This window comes from Hyphomicrobium sp. 99 (genome assembly GCF_000384335.2).
GTDB lineage: Bacteria > Pseudomonadota > Alphaproteobacteria > Rhizobiales > Hyphomicrobiaceae > Hyphomicrobium_B.
In genome coordinates this window covers 1,475,997-1,497,451 of sequence record NZ_KQ031382.1, presented here as the reverse complement: position 1 = coordinate 1,497,451, position 21,455 = coordinate 1,475,997, and the positions used below count along the sequence as shown (strand labels likewise).

Below are 21,455 nucleotides of genomic sequence, written 5' to 3'. Positions count from 1 at the left end.
CATGACCGAGCCGGGAAACAGCAAAGTGATCGTCGAAGCCGAAGGCATCGTGAAGGTGCTCGGGACGGCGCCGAACGAGATCAAGGTTCTCAAAGGCATCGACCTGCAGCTTCAGACGGGCGAGTTGACCCTGATGATGGGCCCGTCGGGCTCCGGCAAGACGACGCTTCTTTCGATCCTCGGCTGCATCCTTTCGCCGACGCAAGGGAAGCTTACGATCGCGGGGCACAGGACGGAAAACATGAGCAAGGAGCAGCTCGCCAACCTTCGGCGGACGCATGTCGGGTTCGTGTTTCAGTCGTATAATCTCGTGCCGACGTTGTCGGCCGTCGAAAACGTCATGCTGGCGCTCGATCTTCGGGACATCAACGGCCCGGGCGCCTATGAGCAGGCCGCCGAGGCCCTCGTGTCCGTCGGGCTTGGCCATCGCATCAACGCCATGCCGTCGAAAATGTCGGGCGGCGAAAAGCAGCGTGTGTCCATTGCCCGTGCGCTTGCAGGATCACCGTCGGTCATTCTCGCGGACGAGCCGACGGCGGCTCTCGACGCGAAAAACGGCATGGCGGTCATGGAATTGCTCGCAAAAGTCGCTCAGGACACGCGGCGAGCCGTTCTGGCGGTCACGCACGACCACCGCACCCTCCAATATGCCGATCGCATCATAACGATCGACGACGGGCGGATTGCGGGTTCAGAACGGCCCAAGGTCTCCGGAAACGCTGTCGAGATGGCGGCCCACTAGGCCTTCGAGTTCCGTTACGGGACAGAAACCCCACTGGACAAGGCCGCCCTCGGGCCAATGGCCGCGCATTCGCGCCAACCGGGCATCTGGACCGGGAGGGGCATTTGTGTAGGATGCGGCCAAACTTACCAATCCCAAATTGGAATAATTAAGGAATTAGCGCCCATGGCGGGGCCTCAAGTGAACACGTCCATTCTTCCAGGCAACCTCATGGCGGGCAAGCGGGGCCTCATCATGGGCGTCGCGAACAACCGATCGATCGCCTGGGGCATCGCAAAGGCCTGCGCTGCGCAAGGTGCGGAAATTGCGCTCACCTATCAAGGGGATGCCCTCAAGAAGCGAGTCGAGCCGCTGGCTGCCGAACTTGGTGCGAAAAACGTCCTGCACTGCGACGTGACCGATGCAGCGTCCATGGACAACTTGTTCGACCACCTCGGCAAGACCTGGGGCAGCCTCGACTTCCTGGTCCACGCCATCGCTTTTTCGGACAAGAACGAACTCGACGGCCGCTACGTCGACACCACGGAAAAGAACTTCACGCAGAGCCTGCTGATCTCGTGCTTTTCGTTCACGGCGCTCGCCCAGCGCGCTGAAAAGCTGATGCCGAACGGCGGATCGCTCGTGACGCTCACCTATTACGGCGCCGAGAAGGTCATGCCGCACTACAACGTCATGGGCGTCGCGAAGGCTGCTCTCGAGGCGAGCGTGCGGTATCTGGCGGCCGATCTCGGCCGGACGGGTATCCGCGTCAACGCAATTTCGGCGGGCCCCATCAAGACGCTCGCGGCCTCGGGCATTGCGGACTTCCGGTACATCCTGAAGTGGAATGAGTACAATTCGGCGCTTCGCCGGAATGTCACGATCGACGACGTGGGCAACGCTGGTCTCTACCTGCTTTCCGATCTTTCGCGCGGCGTCAGCGGCGAAATTCACCACGTCGACAGCGGCTATCATATCCAGGGCATGAAGAACGAGGACGCTCCCGACATCTCCGTCGTCAAGAGCGACGAGGCTTGAGCGCGGACGCGTCGGTCACCGTCTCTTTGAGGCCGGGACTCACGCTCTATCTCATTCGACACGGCGAGACCGATTGGAATCGGGAAGCTCGTTATCAAGGGCAGCGCGATATCCCTCTGAATGAAAGGGGAAGCGAGCAAGCGCGCCGTCACGGCGCGATCCTGAAAGACATCGAGCCCTCCGTCGCGGACTTCGATTTCGTATCGAGCCCGCTTCAACGCGCCGTCGAAACGATGCGCCTCGCCCGTACGGTCCTCGGGCTCGACCCCGACGCGTTTCGCAGGGCTCCCGAGATCCAGGAATTGAGCTACGGCCATTGGGAGGGCGAACTCGCGGCGGAGCTTCCCGCGAAGGATCCCGAAGGCATCGCGGGCAAGTCTGCTGATCCTTACGGCTGGCGCCCCCTTGGCGGGGAAAGCTACCGAGACCTTGAGCGGCGCGTATCGGATTGGCTGGCGAGCCTTTCCGCCAATACCATCGCCGTCAGCCACGGCGGGGTCAGCCGCGTCGCCCGCGGGGCGCTGCTCGGAATCGACCGGGCGATCGTGCCTTTCCTCGAAGTTCCTCAGGACAAGATCCTGAAGCTCTCCGGCGGCAAGATGCAGTGGATTTGAATTGAGCCCGACGAAAAAGAGCCGGAGATGCGGCTCTCCGGCTCTTCGACACTCAATCATGAGTGCATGATGAAAGGCCCCTCGACCTCGGACGCTCAATCCGGGAAGAACGGTCTTTTATGAGCCGGCAGCGGACTTCTGGCGAAACATTGCGACGCGGCGTGAGCCCGCCGTTCGATGAGAACGGGTGATCCGCATAGCCGCCACCTGCGATCTTTCGATGCGCCGCGAGCTGCGGTCGGGCAGCGGACGCGGGCTCGGCCGAGTTGTCGATCCAATACGGATGCGTGGGTCTCGCCTCGTCCCATCATCTGCTGAAGGACGTGCAGGCGAACGCATACTGGCTCGAGTTAATCTGCGTCGCCGGGACTTGTCACGCGGCTTTGCGGGCGATGTGGTCTTGCCGCCTACGGCTTCGGCTCCTAAGAAGAGCGGTGACGCAGCCCGGCAACAATCGTTGCAGAGCCACCGAATTTTGCTCTTCGGGCACCACTCCGAATTTTCAGGCAATGTCTCACAACACCTTCGGCCATCTATTTCGCGTGACGACCTGGGGCGAAAGCCACGGCCCTGCCATTGGGGCCGTCGTAGACGGCTGCCCGCCGGGCATCGCGCTCGAAGCTGCCGATATCCAGACCTATCTCGATAAGCGTAAGCCCGGCCAATCGCGCTTCACGACGCAGCGCCAGGAGGCGGACGCCGTCAAAATTCTGTCCGGCGTCTTTCCGGATGCGTCGGGCAAGCAGGTGACGACCGGCACGCCGATCGCGCTCCAAATCGAAAACACCGATCAGCGCTCGAAGGACTATGGCGACATCAAAGACGCCTATCGGCCCGGCCACGCCGATTTCGCCTACGACGCGAAGTATGGCATCCGCGATTATCGCGGCGGCGGGCGTTCGTCGGCGCGAGAGACGGCGTCGCGCGTTGCGGCCGGCGCGGTCGCCAGGAAGATCATTCCCGGCGTCAGGATTCGCGCGGCCCTGATCCAGATCGGTCAGATCAAGATCGATCGCGCCAACTGGAATTGGGACGAGGTCAACAACAATCCGTTCTTTTCGCCGGACACGACGGCGGCTCAGCACTGGGCCGATTACCTCGACAAGGTTCGCAAATCCGGCTCGTCCGTCGGCGCGATCATCGAGGTGGTCGCCGAGGGCGTGCCTGCAGGTTGGGGCGCACCGCTCTACGGTAAACTCGACCAGGATCTGGCGAGCGCGATGATGTCGATCAACGCGGTCAAAGGCGTCGAGATCGGCGCGGGCATGGCCGCTGCGGAACTGACCGGAGAGCAGAACGCCGACGAAATTCGCATCGGCAATGACGGCGCTCCGGACTTTCTATCGAACAACGCAGGCGGCGTTCTCGGCGGCATCTCGACCGGGCAGCCCATCGTTTGCCGTTTTGCCGTGAAGCCCACCTCGTCGATCCTGGCACCGCGCCGGACGATCGATCGGCAGGGGCATGAGACCGAGATCATCACCAAGGGCCGGCACGATCCGTGCGTCGGCATCCGCGCCGTTCCGGTTGGCGAGGCCATGATGGCGATCGTGCTCGCCGATCATTTCTTGCGCCATCGGGGACAGATCGGCGTTTAAGCCGGAGGCGAGACAATCGCGCGTTTTCGGAACATTATCGTTCTCACCGGCGCCGGACTTTCTGCGGAAAGCGGTGTTCCGACATTTCGCGATCCCGACGGCACCTGGTCGAAGTACGATTTAGAGGACGTCGCAACGCCTGAGGGCTTCCTGCGCAATCCGCTTCTCGTCAATGATTTCTATAATGCGCGGCGGCGTGCTCATCGTGGCATCAAACCCAATGCCGCGCATCTGGCGCTCGCCCGCCTCGAGGCTGAGCGCGGCGGCGTGACGGTCGTCACGCAGAACATCGACGCGCTGCATGAGGCGGCGGGTTCAAAGTCGCTGATTCACATGCACGGCGAGCTGTTTAAAGCGCTTTGTACGTTTTGCTCTCATCGCACGATTTGGCGAGACGATCTTCGCGTCGATACGGCTTGTCCGTTTTGCGGGTTGCCGGGCGGCATGCGGCCCGACGTCGTCTGGTTCGGCGAGATGCCCTACGAAATGGGGCGCATCAATGCTCTGCTTTCCGAGGCCGATTTGTTCGTCTCGATCGGCACAAGCGGGAATGTGTATCCGGCAGCCGGTTTCGTCGCCGAGGCAGCTGCGAGCGGGGCGCATACGGTCGAGCTCAATCTCGAACCTTCAGAGGGCGCGAGCCTGTTCGACGAAGCGGTCTATGGGCGCGCGACGGAAATCGTCCCGGCTTTCGTCGACCGCATTCTCCGCAACGGCTAGCGGCGGAAAATCGCGACGACCTCGACGTGCGCGGAATAGAGGAACTGATCGATCGGCGTCACGGATTCGATTTTGTATCCGGCATCGACGAGATGACGCGCGTCGCGTGCGAGCGTTGCCGGATTGCAGGATACGGCGACGACGGTTTTGACTTTCGATCTCACCAATCTCTGTGACTGAGCCTCGGCTCCTGCGCGCGGCGGATCGAATACGACAGCGTCGTGCTCGTTGAGTTCCAGCGGTGACAACGGTTCGCGGAAGAGATCACGAACGGTTGCGGTGATCGGCTTCAGACCGGACGTTTTTTTCGCGGCTGCTGAAAGCGCGGCGATGGCTGTCTTGTCTCCATCGAACGCCGAGACGCGCGAGCGCGCCGCGAGTGGAAACGTGAACGCGCCCAAGCCGCAGAACAGGTCCGCCACGGCCTTGGCCTTGCCGACGGCAGCGACGACGCGACGTGCGATGTCCGCCTCCGCCTCTTCGACCGCTTGCACGAACACGCCGGGCGGCAAGACGACCTCCGCCGAGCCAAACGTCAGGAACGGGTGCAACGTCTCGACAACGAGCTCGCTCCCGACGATGAGGCGCGCGAGTTGCATATCGCTGGCCTTCGCCGCGAGCACGCTTCTAACTTCCGGCGTCAATTGACGCTCGGTGCCGGTGATTTCGATGTCGAGGCCGGATTTCGTCAGCGTGATGGCGACGCGTGCTTCTCCGCGTTTTGAAAGAAGCGGCGCGATCAGATTGCCGATGGCGGGGAACGCCGCGACGATCTTGGGCTCAAGAACCGGGCATTCCTCAATTGCGACGAGGTCATGCGACGCTGCTTCGTAGAAACCCAGCGCGACGCCTTCGGGCGTGCGCACCGCTTTCATCACAGCGCGGCGGCGTTTGCCTGCGGTTCTTTGCAGGGGATCGACGATCGGTTCGAGGCCGCGCGAGCGAAACGCGTCGACGACGAGATTCCGCTTCCATTCGGCGTAGGTATCGGACGCCATATGCTGAACGCTGCAGCCGCCGCACTTGCCGAAATGCTTGCAGACGGGAGCGATGCGCTCCGGGCTCGGCTCAAGCACGCGCAGCAGGCGCGCGCGTTCGCCGTCGACTTCCGCTTCGACGCACTCTCCTGGCAGCGTAAACGGTACGAAGACGGCCTCACCATCGAGGTCGGCCACTCCGTCACCTTGCGCGCCGATGCGGCGGATCAAGAGTTCGCGCGCGTCAGTCATTACGTCGTGCTCCAAGTAGGAATTCAGAATTGCCGGAGCCACCGAGAATGGGCGACGGCATGTCGCCGACGACGGTCCACGCAGGCTGGTTTTCGATCCACGCGCGAACGCTTTGCAGTGCGCCCTGACGCGCCGCCTCGTCGCGCACGATGCCCCCGCTGCCGACGTTGTCTCGTCCGACTTCGAATTGCGGCTTCACGAGCACGACCATCCAGGCACCTGGGCTTGCGAGTTGTAGTGCCGGAGCAAGCAGTTTCGTGACGGAGATAAAGCTGACATCGACGGTGATGGCCGCGACGGGCTCAGGAACTTCAGATCGCGTCAGCCGTCGTGCGTCGAAGTTTTCGAGCGAGACCACGCGGGAATCATCTTTCATGCGCGGATGAAGCTGCGCGGTGCCGACATCGACCGCATAGACGCGGGTGGCACCGCCTTCGAGCAGAACTTCCGTGAAGCCACCGGTCGAAGCGCCGACGTCGAGGCAAACTTTGTTCGAAGGATCGAAGCCGAAGTGTGCGAGCGCGGCCACAAGTTTCTCTGCGCCGCGCGAAACATAGGCGGGAGCTTCGGAAGAAATCTCGATAGCGAGAGAACCTTTCACATCCTGCGCCGGCTTATCGCAAACGCTGCCGCCGACCCGCACGAAGCCGCGCTTGATCAGATCCTGGGCGCGGGCACGCGACGGCGCCAATCCGCGCGTCACGAGCATCTGATCCAAACGCATAATCCTTTGCCAACCTAATTGACGTTGCTGGTCATCCGACCCATCTGTCTGATGGGTCTAGGATGGAGAGCACACATATGAAACCTGCAATCTTCGCCGCGGCGCTCGTCGCGTTGATGCTGCCGATCGCGGCCTTGGCAGACAGCGGGCGCACGCCGTCTCCCGCGGGTGCGAAAGTCTTTATCATCGAGCCGAAGGACGGCGCGACCGTTTCGAGCCCGGTTACCATAAAATTCGGCATCGAAGGCATGGAGGTCGCTCCGGCGGGAAGCGATACGCCCCACACCGGCCATCATCATCTCTTGATCGATGCACCGCTCCCCGCCCTCGGCGAGGCGATCCCCAAGGACGAAAATCACGTTCACTACGGGAAAGGCCAGACGGAAGCGTCCGTGGAGCTTAAACCCGGGAAGCACACGCTGCAGCTCCTGCTCGGCGACAAGAACCACATTCCGCACGATCCGCCGGTGAAGTCCGACGTCGTGACGATCACCGTAGAATAAGCAACGACGCGGGGCCCGGCTCTCAGTCGGGCCTCAGCGCGTAGCGTCCGGAGCCGTTCGCGAAAAGAAGCAGAAATCCCCCTGCCATGCAGAGGTTCTTCATGAAGTTCGTTGCTTGAGCCTGATCGCCGAAGTCGAAGTGAAAGAGCGCCGCAGTAGCAAGGCAGAAACCCGCAAGCAGTAGGCCCGCCCAGCGCGAGAAGATGCCGAGGAGAACTGCGAGACCGACGACAACCTCGAATGCGATGACGACGGGCAGAAGCCCGCCGGGTAGCCCGTGGGATTCCATATAGGTTTGCGTACCGGAATAACCCGAGATCTTGTTGATCCCTGCGGTAATGAATATTGCCGAAAGAAGAACTCGCCCGACGAGGCTCGCAATCGCGTTCATTTCACCCTCCGACGTTCAGGTTTTGCTTTCTAAGTATGCTTCAGGCGCGCTCCCCCACTGCATCGGCGCGGCCTAGTGCCGAGAAAACGGTCTCGACAATACCGGACGCGTTGAGCCGTGCGGCTTCGTACATGGCTTCAGGCTTGCCGTGATCCATGAAAACGTCCGGCAGAACTTTCGCGCGGACGCGAAGGCCGCGATCGAGCAGGCCTTCGTCGGACAAGAACTGCAACACGTGGCTGCCGAAGCCGCCGATGGATCCTTCTTCGACGGTCACCAGAACCTCGTGATTTGCGGCCAGATCGCGGATCATCGCGACGTCGAGAGGCTTTGCGAAACGCGCGTCGGCGACCGTCGTCGAAAGCCCAGCGGCTGCGAGTTGATCGGCAGCCTTCAGACATTCGGCAAGCCGCGTTCCGAGTGAGAGAAGAGCGACCTTCGATCCCTGACGGACGATGCGGCCCTTACCGATTTCGAGCGGAATGCCCTCTTCGGGCAACTCGACGCCGACGCCTTCTCCGCGCGGATAGCGGAGCGCACTCGGCCGGTCGTCAATTTGCGCTTGCGTCGCGACCATGTGGACGAGTTCGGCCTCGTCGGCCGCGGCCATCACGACAAAGTTCGGGAGGCACGCGAGGTAGGTTACGTCGAACGATCCTGCGTGCGTTGCGCCGTCGGCGCCGACGAGACCGGCCCGATCGATCGCAAAGCGAACCGGCAGGCTTTGGAGTGCAACGTCGTGAACGACCTGATCGTAAGCGCGCTGTAGGAAGGTCGAGTAGATCGCCGCGAAGGGCTTGTAACCCTCGGTCGCGAGCCCTGCTGCGAAGGTCACGGCGTGCTGCTCGGCGATACCGACATCGAACGTGCGATCGGGAAATTCGTTGCCGAAGTGATCGAGACCCGTGCCGGACGGCATCGCTGCGGTGATCGCGACGATACGTTTGTCCTTCCGGGCTTCCGCAATCAAACTGTCGGCGAATACCTTCGTGTAGCTCGGTGCATTGGGCTTGGGCTTGACCTGCGCGCCGGTGATGACATTGAACTTGTTGACGCCGTGATACTTGTCGTCAGCCGCCTCCGCCGGAGCGTAGCCTTTGCCCTTCTTCGTCACGACATGCAGCAGGATCGGGCCCTGCTGGAGATCGCGCACGTTTTTCAAGACGGGCAGAAGCTGATTGAGGTCATGTCCGTCGATCGGGCCGACGTAATAGAATCCCAGCTCCTCGAACCAGGCGCCGCCCTGCCAAAGGTGACGCGTATATTCTTCGACGCGGGCCGCGCGGCGTTCCCACGCCTTCGGCAGCATCTTCGCCAACTGCTTCGCGTAATCGCGCAAATGCACGTAGGTGCCGCTGGACGTTACACGCGCGAGGTAGGCCGAGAGCGCGCCGGTCGGCGGCGCAATTGACATGTCGTTGTCGTTGAGAATGACAATCAATCGTTCGTCGCGTGCGCCGGCATTGTTGATGGCCTCGTAGGCCATTCCGGCGCTCATCGCGCCGTCGCCGATGACGGCAATGACGTTGTTCGATTTCTGGTTCAGATCCCGTGCGACGGCCATGCCGAGCGCTGCGGAAATCGACGTCGAGGAATGTCCGGCGCCGAACGGATCGTAGGGACTTTCTTCACGGTTCGTGAAGCCCGCGAGGCCGCCCGGCTGGCGCAGGGTGCGAATGCGGTCGCGGCGTCCCGTCAAAATCTTGTGCGGATAGGCCTGATGGCCTACGTCCCAGATCAAGCGGTCGTCCGGCGTATTGAACACCCAATGCAGAGCGACCGTCAGCTCGATCACGCCCAGGCCCGCGCCCAAATGGCCACCGGTTTCCGAGACGGCACTGATCGTCTCGTCGCGAAGCTCTGCTGCGAGCTGCGGCAACTGATCTTCCCCCAACTGGCGTAGATCATGCGGGGTCTGAATACGATCAAGTAACGGTGTCTGGCTCACGGTAAAACCTTGATGCGATGGTCACTTACGTGCCGTTGCGAAAGCGGGCGGTAATCAAACATCCCCGAACGTACGGGGCATTCATAACGCCTATCGTCGATCCGCCCAACTGCGGAGGTCCGTAGATGGCATAATGCGCTTGCGTGCCGCAGAGAAGTTAATGTTTGCCTGGAGGGCCGGGCTGCGCCCGATTGAATGCGCTCTTCTGAGCGCTCTTCCGTCAAAACGGCGCGTTGCCGTCCTTGTCCAGCGGGGTGGTACCCGTCGGTGTACCGTCGGCCCCGAGCGTCAGCTTCTCGACCTTTGCCTCTGCCGCCTTCAGCAGGCGATCGCAGTGGTCGCGAAGCGCTTCGCCGCGCTCGTAGATCGTGATGCTTTCCTCAAGCTCGACATCGCCGCGCTCGAGCTTGCCGACGATGGCCTCAAGCTCCTTCAGCGCGCGCTCGAATGTCATCTCCTTGATGTCGGCGAAGTTCTTTTCCGGTGCTTTTGTATTCATATTGTCCTGCTTCCGAGCGTTGAGAGCGGCATGCTGCTCAGTGGCCCGCGTCGATCAACGCCTTTACGTGGGCCGCGGCGGATTGGGCAAGCCCCGTGAGATCATAACCACCTTCGAGAACGGAGACGACCCGCCCGTTGCCGTGTCGCCGGGCTACTTCAGAGAGGGATTCGGTCGCCCAATGAAAGTCTTGTGCGACAAGATTGAGCGAGCCGAGCGGATCTCTCTGGTGCGCGTCGAAACCTGCCGAGATCAATAGCACGTCAGGGGCAAAATTGTGCAACGGCTCGAGGATTCGGCTTCTGAACGCCTCTTCGAACCGCTCGCGTCCGTCGCCTGCACGCAGCGGCGCGTTAAATATATTACCGACACCCGTTTCCCGCAACGCGCCCGTGCCGGGAAAGAGCGGCATCTGGTGCGTCGAGCCGTAAAAAAGGTCCTTATCGGACCAGAAAATTTCTTGTGTACCGTTTCCGTGGTGGACGTCGAAATCGACGACGGCTACGCGCTCAGCGCCGTACCGCTCCCGCGCATAGTGGGCCGCAATCGCCACGTTGTTGAAGAAGCAGAAGCCCATCGCCCGCTGGCTCTCCGCGTGATGTCCTGGCGGGCGAACCTGGCAAAAGACGTTCGCCGCTTCGCCGGTCATCACGATATCGACAGCGTCGAGCGATGCGCCAACGGCGCGGCGGGCGGCTTCCCACGTGCCGGGTGAAGCCACCGTGTCGCCGTCGATGTATTTGCGCCCTTGCTCAATATGCGCAACCGCCGCGGTCAGACTCTCGACGTAGTCCGCACCGTGCGCCATCGCGATATAGGTCTGATCATCTTCGCGGAGAGGCGCCTCTCGGCGATCAAGAAGCGCGAAGCTCTCATGCGATAACGCTTCGTCGATGGCCCGCATCCGGTCGGGCCGCTCAGGATGATGTTCTCCGGTGTCGTGATTGAGAAAGGCGTGATGCGTGATCAATGCTGTCGTCATATGCTTTGTCGCGCTCCGACTTGAACTCACGCCAATTCCGACAGCCGTGCGATTTTAACTCCTGGCGGCGGTTTGCTTTCTGCGGGGACGAAGAAATCAGGTGCCAAGGGCATCGAATTATCGACCCGGTAGTTTTCAAAATCCCCTACGCCGCCGACTTCCGAAAGGAACGTATCGTCGATCAGGAAGTGACCTGAGAATGTTTTCGCTGGCTGGCTGAAGATGAGATATGCCGCGTCGGCGACGATATCGGGTGTGCGGCTCATCCGCATGAGCTTGTCGCCGCCTAGAATGTTCTGCACGGCCGCCGTCGCGATCGTTGTCCGGGGCCAAAGCGCGTTGACGGCAATGCCGTCCTTCTTTAGCTCGTCGGAAAGTCCGAGCACGCAAAGGCTCATGCCGTATTTTGCGATTGAATAGGCGACGTGCCCGGAAAACCATTTGGAGTGCATGTCGAGAGGCGGCGACAATGTCAGAATGTGCGGGTTTTCGGCGCGTTTCAGATACGGCAAACAGGTCTTCGACGTGAGAAAAGTGCCGCGCGTATTGACCGCAAACATCAGATCAAAGCGCTTCATCTCCGTCTTCTCGATGGAAGTTAAAGAAAGCGCGCTGGCGTTGTTGACGCAAATGTCGATGCCGCCGAAGCGTTCGACCGTTTGCGCTACGGCGCGCTGAACTTCATCCTCGTTGCGGATATCGCATTCGAGGGCAAGTGCGGCGCCGCCTGCGTCCTCAATCTCCTTCGCTGCGGAATGTATGGTGCCTTCGAGCTTCGGATTTGGTTCGGCCGTTTTGGCGGCGATGGCGATGTTGGCGCCATCCCTCGCCGCTCTCTTCGCGATTGCCAGTCCTATGCCGCGGCTCGCGCCCGTAATGAAGAGGGTCTTGCCCTTGAGTGACGCCATTCCGCTGCTCTCATTCCCTGCCGAACACAGAGATCAACTTAATATGTTGGCATCGGTTGCGTAAGGGGAAACGAGCCCATCGATTAGGCTCGCCCCCGGACCTAGACGGATTTGCCGAATTTCGGAGGCCGCTTCTCGAAAAAGGCCGTAAAAGCTTCGATCGCTTCCGGCGACTTCAGACGCTCGCGGAAGGCCGACACCTCCTCATCGGTCCGCTTCAAGATCTCAGCTGTATCGCCGCGCAGCAGGCGGCGTGCGACGGCCAATGCTTCAGGCGGTTTCTTCGCGAGGCGGCGTGCCGCGTCGAGCGCGGCCTTCTCGAGATCCGCCGCGGGAATGATCGCGTTCACAAATCCGGCTGCAACCGCGTCGTCAGCGGACATCGGATCGCCGAGCACGAGCATCGCGAAAGCGCGGGCGTAACCTATGCGCTGCGGCATCAACAGGCTCGAGGCGGCTTCAGGCGTAACGCCCAGATCCAAGAAGGGCGTGGCGAAGGTCGCGTCCGGCGCCGCGTAAACGAGATCGCAATGGAAGAGCATCGTCGTCCCAATGCCGATCGCGGGGCCATTTACGGCGGCGATCAGGGGCTTCTTGACGACGGGTAGAAGCCGGATGAAGCGCACCACGTCTTTGTTTAGATCACCGGTGCCTCGCGAGGTGGCAAGAAAATCCCCTATGTCGTTGCCGGCGGTGAAGATACCGTTCGAGCCCGTTATGACGTGCGCAGCGATCGAATCGTCTGCATCGCCCGCTTCAATCGCGTCAGAGAGCGCGCGATACATGGCACCCGTCAGCGCATTCTTTTTCTCCGGCCGCGCTAGGCGGAGAACCTGAACGCCGTCGCCCCGCCATACGGCGACCTCTGCGATTTCTGATGTCATGCGAACACCGCGCCGTGGGCGTCGACAAGTACGGAGTCGGCGCCGTGCTGCACGGCCTCTGCGAGGCTTTTCGTTTCGGTCAGAAGATTTTCCGCGAGAAAGCGCGCGATCGCAACGCGTGGCGATCCAGCAGGCTCGGTCAAAGCGCCTTTCGCGAGGTAAGCGCCTCCGGCCGTCAGGCTCATTAGCCTCAGATAGGGTGTCGCCGACGCGAGTGCTTTTTCAGTGTGTCCGGGCAGCATTTGCGCCATCCACAGCGTCGCCGATTGCAGGTTGACCAGGGCTTCTCCAAGTCGGTCGGCCATGTGGCCGAAATCGCTGCGGTTCGCCGCGCGAACGTTGGCAATGATCCCGGCAAGACCAGCCAGGAATGCCGTTGCCGTCGCGCCGCCATCCAGGGTCAGTTTGCGCGTCACGAGGTCGATTGCCTGGATGCCGTTGGTGCCTTCGTAGATCGGCAGAATGCGCGCATCGCGGAGATATTGCGCGGCACCCGTTTCCTCGACGAAGCCCATGCCGCCGTGGACTTGAACGCCAAGCGACGCGACCTCGTTTGCGATGTCAGTCGAGAAGGCCTTGGCGAGCGGCGTCAACAGCGCGGCGCGGTTCAGCGCATCCTTGCGCGTTTTCTCGTCGGCACCGCGATGACCGATGTCGAGTTCTTTCGCCGTCGCGTAGCAGATCATGCGCGCGGCTTGTGTCAGCGCTTTCATCGTCAAAAGCATGCGACGGATGTCGGCGTGCTCGATGATCGGGCTCATGCCGCCTGAGCCGTTCGCCGGGAAGCTTCTGCCTTGGCGGCGTTCTTTCGCGTAGGCGACTGCGTGCTGCGTCGCGCGCTCGGCGACGCCGACGCCCTGAGCGCCGACGCCGAGGCGTGCCGCGTTCATCATCACGAACATCGTTGCGAGGCCGCGATTTTCTTCGCCGACGAGATAGCCCGTCGCGCCGCCGTTCTCGCCGAACTTCATCATGCACGTTGGGCTCGCCATGATGCCGAGCTTATGCTCAACACCGGCGCAAATGACGTCGTTTCGATCGCCAAGCGAGCCGTCGTCATTCACCAGATATTTGGGGACCAAGAAGAGCGAGATGCCGCGCGTGCCGGGCGGCGCATCCGGCAGGCGTGCGAGCACGAGATGAATGATGTTTTCGGCCAGGTCGTGCTCGCCGTAGGTAATGAAGATCTTTGTACCGGTGATGCGGTACGTTCCATTTCCCTGCGGTTCGGCGCGTGTCGAAAGGGGTCCGAGATCGGAACCGGCGTGAGGCTCCGTCAAATTCATCGTGCCGGTCCAATGACCGGCCACCATCTTGGGCAGGAATTTGGCCCTCAATTCCTCGCTGCCGCCCGTCTCGATGGCGTGAATGGCGCCTTGCGTCAGGAGCGGACAAAGCCCGAACGATACGTTCGCCGCGTTCCAGATCTCGCCGACGGGCGTCGCCACAATTTCGGGGAGGCCTTGCCCGCCATACGCGTCTGAGCAAGGAAGCGCGCTCCATCCGCCTTCCACGAACTGCCGGTAGGCAGCCCCGAAACCAGGCGGGGTTGTCACTTTTCCTTCAGATAATTTCGAGCCGATACGGTCGCCGATCGCGTTCAAAGGTGCTAGGACCTCGGCGCCGAACTTTCCCGCCTCTTCGATGACGGCCACGACTGTGTCGGCGTCAAGCCCCGGATAGAGCCCGCTGGTGTCCATTTCATCGAGAGCTGCCACGGTCTTAAGTGAAAAGACGATGTCGTCTACTGGAGCCTGATAAGTCATGGATCGTCTCTCAATGCCGCTCGGGTTCTGCTTCCGAACACTATGCCGAACAAAGGTGCGAGCAAACCGGGTGAAAAATTGAAGCAAGGCAGAATTGTCCCCGCCAACGCCGAGTGGATCGCCGAAGCGGGACAAATGATCAGGTCGGGTGCGCTCGTCGCATTTCCGACCGAGACAGTCTACGGGCTTGGGGCGGACGCGACAAACAGCGAAGCTGTCGCGCGCGTTTTCGAAGCCAAAGGCCGTCCGACGTTCAACCCCCTCATCGTGCATGTGCTCGGGTTGGAGCAGGCGCTCATCATCGGCCAGTTTTCGCCTGTGGCACGGCGACTGACCGAAGCATTCTGGCCGGGACCGCTGACGCTCGTCGTGCCGCGGACCGTCAATTCGGATGTCAGCGATCTCGTGTCGGCCGGGCTACCGACGGTTGCACTTCGTTCACCTGATCACCCTGTTGCGCGTGCCTTGCTGACCGAGGCGCAACGGCCGCTCGCCGCGCCTTCCGCCAACCGGTCGGGCCATGTCAGCGCGACGCGTGCCGAGCATGTGGCGGCGGACCTTGGCGATAAGGCTGCGCTTATCCTGGACGCAGGGCCGACGTCTCTCGGATTGGAATCGACGGTTCTCAGCCTTGTAGGTGAGACGCCTGTTCTGCTGCGGCCGGGCGCCGTGACGGTGGAAGCGATCGAAGAGGTTTTAGGCCAGCGCCTCGCACGCGGGAGCGAGACGAGCAGCAAACTCACCTCACCCGGGCAGCTTGAGAGCCATTACGCGCCGCGAGCTGGCTTGCGTCTCAACGCCTACGAATGGGGGCCGGACGAAGCTGTGCTGGCGTTCGGAGGAATTGCGGAGAGACCAGCGCGGACCTTCATCAATCTCAGTCCGTCGGGGGACCTCGTGGAGGCTGCCGCGAACCTTTTTGCGGCGCTCCGGACGCTTGATGCTTCCGGCGCATCGACAATTGCCGTGACGCCGATCCCCAAGCACGGATTGGGTGAAGCGATCAACGACAGGCTGAAGCGAGCGGCAGCACCGCGCGACTGACCAGGGCCGATTATAGAGCGCTCGTCACCAGGATGATCTTGTTCAGGAGCGGGCCCAGCACCGGGCTTTGCATGACGAAGCCGTCGAAACTCGCACGCAGGGAATCGAGCGATTTCATGGAAGGGGCGAGCGCGTAGATTGCGCCGTAAAGGACTGCCGTCGTTGCGCCGTTCACAATCAAGTACCGCCGCAACATGCCCTGACCCCCGACACCCGTTTACACTTTCTTAAGGAAAGCACGGACGCCGAGTTGAACTCAAGGTTTTTCAGCGAAGCTTGGTGAACGGTCGATCAGCCGACAGGCAACGGGTCGGTGGATTGTCGCCGCTTGATGCGCCCAGTGATGAGCGCACGCAGCTTCAAGGCGGGCTTCTCGATCATGATCCACGAGAACACGGCCGCAGGCAGGACAATGGAGAAGGCGACGAGCGACAGCCAGACGGGTGGCAGGCTCGGCATCAGCCACAGCAGTGTCTGCTGCGTCGGGCCCGCAAAGATGTAGATGCCAAACGAGGCGTCGACCTTGTTGCAGATGGCGCGCAGCAATCCGAGCGTCTTCGTCGCCAGCCACAGCGCAGCGTAGCCGAGAAAGAGCGTGCTGCTGACTTCAGCCAACGGCGTTTTCGCGAGACAGATAAAAAGCACGAAGAGCGGCACCATTACTGCGCCGTGGATGACGAGATGCCGGCGGCCGAGATAGGCGAGGACGCCACCGAAGAAGAAGGTGACGAAGTAGCGGAGATTGTCTGAGAAGCCGAAGGCCCCCGCATCGGCGGGCAAGCCTAGCGTCACGGTGCCGACCAGGACGGCGAGGCCAATCATTGCGACCTTGCGCCAGCGCTCTTCGAAAAGGCCCACGAGCCCTAGAAGGGCGAGGATGAGATAGCAAAGGACCTCGTATTTCAAAGTCCAGAGCGATGAGTTGACATAGCCAGCGTAGGGCACCGTTTCGAAGACGCCCGGCAATGGCGCAGCGCCCGTCGTCAGCGCCAGAGTTTTGGCGACGTAGGCATAGAGGCCGGGGCTTGAGAAGTATTCACCCAGGGTCAAGCGCGTGACCAGCGGGCCCAGTACAAACGATGTGAGCGCGACACAGACGATGAGTGCAGGAAAAATTCGAAGCGCACGCGCGGCTGCGAATTTCAGCACGCTGCGGCTGCGATCGAGGCTTTGCGCGACCAGCACACCACTCAAAATGAAGAATACCTGCACCGCGTATTCGCCGAGCGACCGGCCGAGCCACGGCTGCAGCGGTTCGGCGGCATCGGTTCCGGCTGCGTACATATAGCTGTGGGATATCAGCACGAACGTCGCCATCAGCAGACGAAGGACACCGAAGCTATTCGCCTCGGGCGACATGATATCGGCGAGGTATAGTGCGGGACGTTTTTGTGATGGCATGGCGAGGTGCGCTGACTTCCAACGGAAATGGAGCACCCGCTTTAAGCCAAATCGGTAAACACTAACCTCTCAGTCAGGTTAACCAGCGCTTACGCCGAGCATCGCTTTGATGCGGCGAACGACTTTTACGCTCCGGCCTCTTTGAGGCGGCGCTCTTCGGCGTCGATCGTTGCCTTGGTCGACGGCCAGCTGGCGCTGATCCAATCGTCCGTTCCAAACAACCAATACATGAAGCGATGACGGCGATGGTACCGCTCGATGATGAAACGGTTCGTCGCCTCCATGTGATTGTTCAGCGCTGCGAGCGTTTCCGCGGGCAGGCCCGCGTCCCGATCGATGGTTTCGAGACGGTTCAGAATATTCGCGACGTCGGTGGCCGATTCCGAGCGCCATTGATCCATCGAGCCAGCAAGGGTGTGCTGGTTCTCGTTGACCTTCAGCAGAGCCTCATGAACCTCGGTGAGATCATGCGTATAGGCCTGATGTTTTGCGGCTGCCGTTTCGATCTCGGCTTCGACGGCGCGCTCGACGGCATTCATGCGCTCGATGAGAGCGACGCTGAGTTCCGTCAGCGCTCCATTGTGCGTGTCGAGCTTGTTCGACAATCCATCGATCTTCTCGAGCTTGTCCGACAGGCCATCGATCCTGTCGAAGCCGCCAAGCAGCCCCTCGGTTCCTCGGGGTTCGGTTGCCGTCGCGAGCACGCGGCCGATGTCGTCATCGAGCTTCGAAAGCCGGTCTGTGACCTCCCCCAACCCGCGATGCTCATTATGGCCGAGCACCGCCTCTTCGATGATGTCGAGGCGATCGGCAATCGGCTTCAAGTCGACCACTGCAGCCTCGGAAGCTGGGCGTGCCTTAACTGAGGCTTCGAGTTCCTGAAGGCGGGTCGAGAGCACCGCCCATGATTGCGACATCTCCTGAAGACGAAGCTCCAACCCGGCTTCGATATTCTCGAGCTTCGAGATGAGCGGAAGTGTTTCGCTTGAACCGGTGCCGCCTTCACGGAGTGCCGCCTCCAGCGCGCCGATCCGGTCGAACAACACGGCCTGTCCGCGTCCCTGATCTTCCTGATGGGCGAGCGTATCGCGGCTCAGATCGCGAATGAGCCCGGCCAGGATGTGGCGCTCGTTGGAGAAATCCTGGCTCAGAGCGCGCACCGTTTGCTCGAGCGCTTCGATGCGAGAATTTTGAAATGCGTCCGCCGGTGCTCCTAAATAGTCGTTACGGTATGAGGGCCGCGTGTATTCCGCAGAGTAGCGAAGCGCGCTTGGCTGATAGCGGCCCTCGGCGCGCGTCAACGGCGGCAAAGGTTCAGGCATCGGTGCGTAGCGCGACGAGAAGCGGAAAAGCAATTCGGACTGGGCGATGTCCGATCTCTGATCTAGCAGCACATGCAGAAGATCATCGATGCTCACGGCAGCATTTCTTCGAGCCGCGAACGAGGATGCGAGGCGAAGAAGCTCCGCCAGTTCGTCGGAACGGCGCGGCGATACGGCGCCGCCGCCTGAAACTGCCGGTATATCGCCCGCGATGATGGCTGCCGTCTCGCGTTTCAAAGCGACGACGCGAACCCCGTGCGCTTCAAGCGCGGCTGCGGCTTGGTCGACGCGCGTCATCGCGTTGAGCAAGTGCTCGATGCGGACGTCGCCTGAGCGATGTGCGGACGCGATGTCGTAAGCCTGATTGAAACACGCAAGCACGGTGTCGTCGACGAGGACCGGCCCAGCGTGCAAGGGGCCCCGCTTGCCGTTGGCCAAAGATGTTTCGCCCGGGATCACATCGGCAGGCGTCCAGGTCTGCTGTGTTCTGAGGTCGAGGTCTTCGCCGTGATACGCCATCGCGCTCTCCCCATGTGCCCCGTGGCGCCCGAGCGGCGCCGAGCCACGCGGCCAACAGTCGGCCGATCCCTTCGTAGCTATCTACACTTGGATAACAAATAGGTCTTCACTTTAAGGATTATCTTTAGGTTAGCGCCGATTTCAGTGACGTGCGAGCCGCACCGACGGGCAGATCCTTAAAGGAGCGTCGAAAATTCCGGCTCGTGCAGTTCGGGCCCCTCCGCCCGCACATCATTGAGCTTCGGGTTGACCGGCGTAGCCGTCAGTCGTCCGCCGCCCAATGGCTGCAAGAGGTCGAGCACGACCTCGGCGGTTCCGGGGCGGCAGTCGAGCCATCGGTCAAAGTCCGGCCTCTCGATGATCACCGGCATTCTGTCGTGGAGGCGGGCCATCTCGTCGTTCGCAGCCGTCGTCAAAATGGCCATCGTCTCGATCTGACTGCCGTCGGAGCCAAGCCAATCTTCCCAAATCCCGGCGAGCGCAAAAAGCTCCTGCTCTTTCATGCGGATGAGGTGCGGCTGGCGGGCCTTGCGATTGCCCGTCCATTCGTAGAAGCCCGTCACCGGCACGAGGCATCGGCGATGGCGCATCGCACCTCGGAAGGCAGGTTTTTCGGCCGCGGTTTCGGCGCGCGCGTTGATCAGCGGCGAGCCGAGCGTCCGTGGATCCTTCAACCAGGACGGGATGAGGCCCCAGCGCACCAGTTGCAGCTCGGGGCGGCCATGCACGTCATTTCGGGCGATCAGAACGGGCTGGGACGGCGCGATACTGTAGCGGGGCGGGAAATCTTCGACGCTTGGCGCCTTGAAGAAAGCCCGCACGGCCTCTGCCGGAGTGGTCAAGCTGTAGCGCGCGCACAAGGCCGGCCGGTCCTTTTTGATGCCGAATGAAAGTTGAATATAAGCGTTCGCTGATCGATCGCCCAGAATCTGCTTTAAGCGATCCGCATGAGAAAGCCGGACCCGAACGTGACACGTCGCAGCCGATACCTTGTGGCCCCTCTTCTGGCTCTGAGCATGCTCCTTATGGCAGCCAGCGGTCCGGCGTCGGCTGCACCCGACACGAAGCCGTACGACGACCGGCTGCTTCGGCTGTCGGAGATCCTCGGGGCCGTTCACTATCTTCGCGAGCTTTGCGGGGCGAACGAAGGCCAGTACTGGCGCGACCGCATGCGCGACTTGATGGACGCCGAGGGATCGACGGCGCTTCGCCGCGCGAAGCTCACGCGCGCCTTCAACCAGGGGTATCGCAGTTACAGCCGCACTTATAATACCTGCAGCCCGTCGGCCCAGACGGCCATCAACCGGTTCCTCTCGGAGGGCTCGGAACTATCGGACGGGCTTCTGAAAGCCTTTCCAAACTGAGCACGCGAAAACGCGCTTAACGCGCAGGTCATGCATTTTCACAAGGTTTACTGTGAATAGTGGCAGCTCCGACCTATCGCAAAAGGTCGTGCTAGGTGACAAATGGTGGGAGCCGTTTTGCATATGCGACGGCCAGGGTAGAGGGAAGATTGGGACCGACATGCAGTGTTTTGAGGACATCGATACGAAGAATCCGACGCTGAAGGCGCTGGATCTTATTCTCGCTGCGTGGGACGAAGGTGTCGATACGGGGGTCGAGCCGCAGCAGATGGCTTATGCGGCGCTTTTCACAGCACTTACCGATCTCGTCGCGATCTACGGGGAAGACGCGGTTATCCATCTGACGCGCGGCCTCGAGAAGCGTGTCGTCGAAGGGGAATTCACGCTGACGCGCCGCGACCAATAATCAGAGGCGCGCAGGCATCGGAAGCGCCCCCTCATCGAAGCGACCGGCTGCTCAGAAGTGGCCGGCCTTCAGGATTACTTCGGCGATGAGCACACCGCCGAAGATCGCGAGCAGCATGCCCGCTACGCGATTGACGACCTGAAGGACGTGAAGGTCGATCCGGTGCCGATAGCGGCTGATGAAATTCGACAACGTAATCCACCACAGCATACTGCCGCAGATGATCGAAGAGACCATCAGCAGGACGTCGATGGTGGAATGAACCTCGACGAATGTGGTGACCCCGCCGAAAACGGCGAAGAGGCCAAGGACAGCGCCGGGATTGGTGATCGTCAGGAAGAATGTCTGAGGGATGTCCCAGGCGAAGTCCCTGAGGCGAGCCTTCGCCGCATCGTCTGGTGTCATTTTCAGCCGCGGCGCGCTGAAATAGAGACGAAGCCCGAAAGCGATCAGCGCCAAGCCGCCGATGAGCTGAATGATTGCGCGATGGGTTTGGACGACGCCTGAAACCGTTCCGACGCCCAGGCCAGCGCACAGGGCGATGAGCCCATCGCCCATCACCGAGCCTATGCCGGCCGCTATCCCACCCCAGAACCCGCGTTCGATGGCGCGTTGGATGCAGAGCACATTGACTGGTCCGACGGGGGCGGCAATGAGCATCCCCACGATCAGACCGACAGGGATGATGAGAGGATTCGGGATATAACTCAGCAAGGGGTATGTGCTCGATATCTGAGTTGGGGGCCACTAGCGCTAGGCGGCATACTCACATCCAACACGGCTTCGAGCACCGCGGCTACAGGGATCAACGGAGGGCGCAACTGCAATGTGGGGAATCCCTCGAGCGACTTGCAAAAGGCGTCTTTGGTTTTTC

General features: G+C 61.3%; 23 protein-coding genes. 9 read left to right on the top strand and 14 right to left on the bottom strand.

The genetic code is table 11. From position 1 onward, the window contains the following. Position 1: 1 nt before the first annotated feature. The 5 genes from G359_RS07300 (at position 2) to G359_RS07280 (ending at position 4,691) form a co-directional block, all read left to right on the top strand. Positions 2-742 (top strand): ABC transporter ATP-binding protein, encoded by a 741-nt coding sequence (locus G359_RS07300; RefSeq protein WP_045835581.1) that lies wholly within the window; start codon positions 2-4, stop codon positions 740-742. Between the two features lie 165 nt (positions 743-907). Further along, the gene (gene fabI / locus G359_RS07295) at positions 908-1,759 is read left to right on the top strand and encodes an enoyl-ACP reductase FabI (RefSeq protein ID WP_045835580.1); all 852 of its coding nucleotides are present in this window, start codon (positions 908-910) and stop codon (positions 1,757-1,759) included. Further along, on the top strand, positions 1,756-2,373 hold the full coding sequence (locus G359_RS07290) for a histidine phosphatase family protein (protein ID WP_045835579.1): 618 nt from the start codon (positions 1,756-1,758) through the stop codon (positions 2,371-2,373). Before fabI ends, G359_RS07290 begins: the two co-directional genes overlap by 4 nt. Positions 2,374-2,882: 509 nt before the next feature. After that, positions 2,883-3,971, top strand: a complete 1,089-nt coding sequence (aroC, locus tag G359_RS07285; protein WP_045835578.1) for a chorismate synthase — start codon at positions 2,883-2,885, stop codon at positions 3,969-3,971. Between the two features lie 15 nt (positions 3,972-3,986). After that, a complete protein-coding gene (locus G359_RS07280; RefSeq protein ID WP_045835577.1) occupies positions 3,987-4,691 on the top strand; it encodes an NAD-dependent deacylase in 705 nt (234 codons plus the stop codon). Here G359_RS07280 and G359_RS07275 read toward each other — a convergent pair. Continuing rightward, positions 4,688-5,920 (bottom strand): class I SAM-dependent RNA methyltransferase, encoded by a 1,233-nt coding sequence (locus G359_RS07275; protein WP_045835576.1) that lies wholly within the window; start codon positions 5,918-5,920, stop codon positions 4,688-4,690. The two genes, G359_RS07280 and G359_RS07275, sit on opposite strands and share 4 nt — an antisense overlap. Continuing rightward, entirely contained in the window at positions 5,913-6,644 is a 732-nt protein-coding gene (locus G359_RS07270) for a TlyA family RNA methyltransferase (protein ID WP_045835575.1), read from the bottom strand. The genes G359_RS07275 and G359_RS07270 overlap by 8 nt, the downstream gene beginning before the upstream one ends. A gap of 77 nt (positions 6,645-6,721) precedes the next feature. On the opposite strand from G359_RS07270, the gene G359_RS07265 reads away from it, so the two are divergent. Then, complete coding sequence (locus tag G359_RS07265; RefSeq protein WP_045835574.1) at positions 6,722-7,147, top strand: DUF4399 domain-containing protein; 426 nt, start codon at positions 6,722-6,724, stop codon at positions 7,145-7,147. Between the two features lie 22 nt (positions 7,148-7,169). Here G359_RS07265 and G359_RS07260 read toward each other — a convergent pair whose 3' ends face one another. The 7 genes from G359_RS07260 to G359_RS07230 form a co-directional block, all read right to left on the bottom strand. Further along, a complete protein-coding gene (locus tag G359_RS07260; protein WP_045835573.1) occupies positions 7,170-7,538 on the bottom strand; it encodes a DoxX family protein in 369 nt (122 codons plus the stop codon). 40 nt (positions 7,539-7,578) lie between these two features. Further along, positions 7,579-9,486, bottom strand: coding sequence for a 1-deoxy-D-xylulose-5-phosphate synthase (gene dxs / locus G359_RS07255; protein ID WP_045835572.1), 1,908 nt, complete (start codon positions 9,484-9,486; stop codon positions 7,579-7,581). A gap of 220 nt (positions 9,487-9,706) precedes the next feature. After that, the gene (locus G359_RS07250) at positions 9,707-9,985 is read right to left on the bottom strand and encodes an exodeoxyribonuclease VII small subunit (protein ID WP_045835571.1); all 279 of its coding nucleotides are present in this window, start codon (positions 9,983-9,985) and stop codon (positions 9,707-9,709) included. Between the two features lie 37 nt (positions 9,986-10,022). Then, the gene (locus G359_RS07245; protein ID WP_045835570.1) at positions 10,023-10,967 is read right to left on the bottom strand and encodes a histone deacetylase family protein; all 945 of its coding nucleotides are present in this window, start codon (positions 10,965-10,967) and stop codon (positions 10,023-10,025) included. Positions 10,968-10,993: 26 nt separating this feature from the next. Next, the gene (locus G359_RS07240) at positions 10,994-11,875 is read right to left on the bottom strand and encodes an SDR family oxidoreductase (protein WP_045835569.1); all 882 of its coding nucleotides are present in this window, start codon (positions 11,873-11,875) and stop codon (positions 10,994-10,996) included. 101 nt (positions 11,876-11,976) lie between these two features. Next, positions 11,977-12,759, bottom strand: a complete 783-nt coding sequence (locus G359_RS07235; RefSeq protein WP_045835568.1) for a crotonase/enoyl-CoA hydratase family protein — start codon at positions 12,757-12,759, stop codon at positions 11,977-11,979. Continuing rightward, positions 12,756-14,525, bottom strand: coding sequence for an acyl-CoA dehydrogenase (locus G359_RS07230; protein ID WP_045835567.1), 1,770 nt, complete (start codon positions 14,523-14,525; stop codon positions 12,756-12,758). The genes G359_RS07235 and G359_RS07230 overlap by 4 nt, the downstream gene beginning before the upstream one ends. A gap of 42 nt (positions 14,526-14,567) precedes the next feature. Between G359_RS07230 and G359_RS07225 the strand changes: the two genes are divergently transcribed. Beyond that, positions 14,568-15,569, top strand: coding sequence for an L-threonylcarbamoyladenylate synthase (locus G359_RS07225; RefSeq protein WP_045835566.1), 1,002 nt, complete (start codon positions 14,568-14,570; stop codon positions 15,567-15,569). Positions 15,570-15,579: 10 nt separating this feature from the next. On the opposite strand, the gene G359_RS07220 is transcribed toward G359_RS07225, so the two are convergent. The 4 genes from G359_RS07220 to G359_RS07205 all read right to left on the bottom strand — a co-directional run bounded on the left by G359_RS07220 (position 15,580) and on the right by G359_RS07205 (position 19,671). Next, positions 15,580-15,765 carry a hypothetical protein gene (locus G359_RS07220; protein ID WP_045835565.1) on the bottom strand — a complete coding sequence of 62 codons (186 nt, stop codon included), beginning with the start codon at positions 15,763-15,765 and terminating at the stop codon, positions 15,580-15,582. A 95-nt stretch (positions 15,766-15,860) separates the two neighbouring features. Beyond that, positions 15,861-16,970 carry an acyltransferase family protein gene (locus G359_RS07215; protein ID WP_045835564.1) on the bottom strand — a complete coding sequence of 370 codons (1,110 nt, stop codon included), beginning with the start codon at positions 16,968-16,970 and terminating at the stop codon, positions 15,861-15,863. A gap of 125 nt (positions 16,971-17,095) precedes the next feature. Then, positions 17,096-18,811 (bottom strand): Clp protease N-terminal domain-containing protein, encoded by a 1,716-nt coding sequence (locus G359_RS07210; protein ID WP_045835563.1) that lies wholly within the window; start codon positions 18,809-18,811, stop codon positions 17,096-17,098. Positions 18,812-18,987: 176 nt separating this feature from the next. Next, complete coding sequence (locus tag G359_RS07205; protein WP_045835562.1) at positions 18,988-19,671, bottom strand: SOS response-associated peptidase; 684 nt, start codon at positions 19,669-19,671, stop codon at positions 18,988-18,990. Positions 19,672-19,758: 87 nt separating this feature from the next. Between G359_RS07205 and G359_RS07200 the strand changes: the two genes are divergently transcribed. Together G359_RS07200 and G359_RS07195 are read left to right on the top strand one after the other, a co-directional pair. After that, complete coding sequence (locus tag G359_RS07200; RefSeq protein ID WP_045835561.1) at positions 19,759-20,175, top strand: TIGR02301 family protein; 417 nt, start codon at positions 19,759-19,761, stop codon at positions 20,173-20,175. 160 nt (positions 20,176-20,335) lie between these two features. Beyond that, on the top strand, positions 20,336-20,581 hold the full coding sequence (locus tag G359_RS07195) for a hypothetical protein (RefSeq protein ID WP_013215949.1): 246 nt from the start codon (positions 20,336-20,338) through the stop codon (positions 20,579-20,581). A 51-nt stretch (positions 20,582-20,632) separates the two neighbouring features. On the opposite strand, the gene G359_RS07190 is transcribed toward G359_RS07195, so the two are convergent. Beyond that, a complete protein-coding gene (locus G359_RS07190; protein WP_082072856.1) occupies positions 20,633-21,295 on the bottom strand; it encodes a LysE family translocator in 663 nt (220 codons plus the stop codon). Between the last annotated feature and the right edge of the window lie 160 nt (positions 21,296-21,455).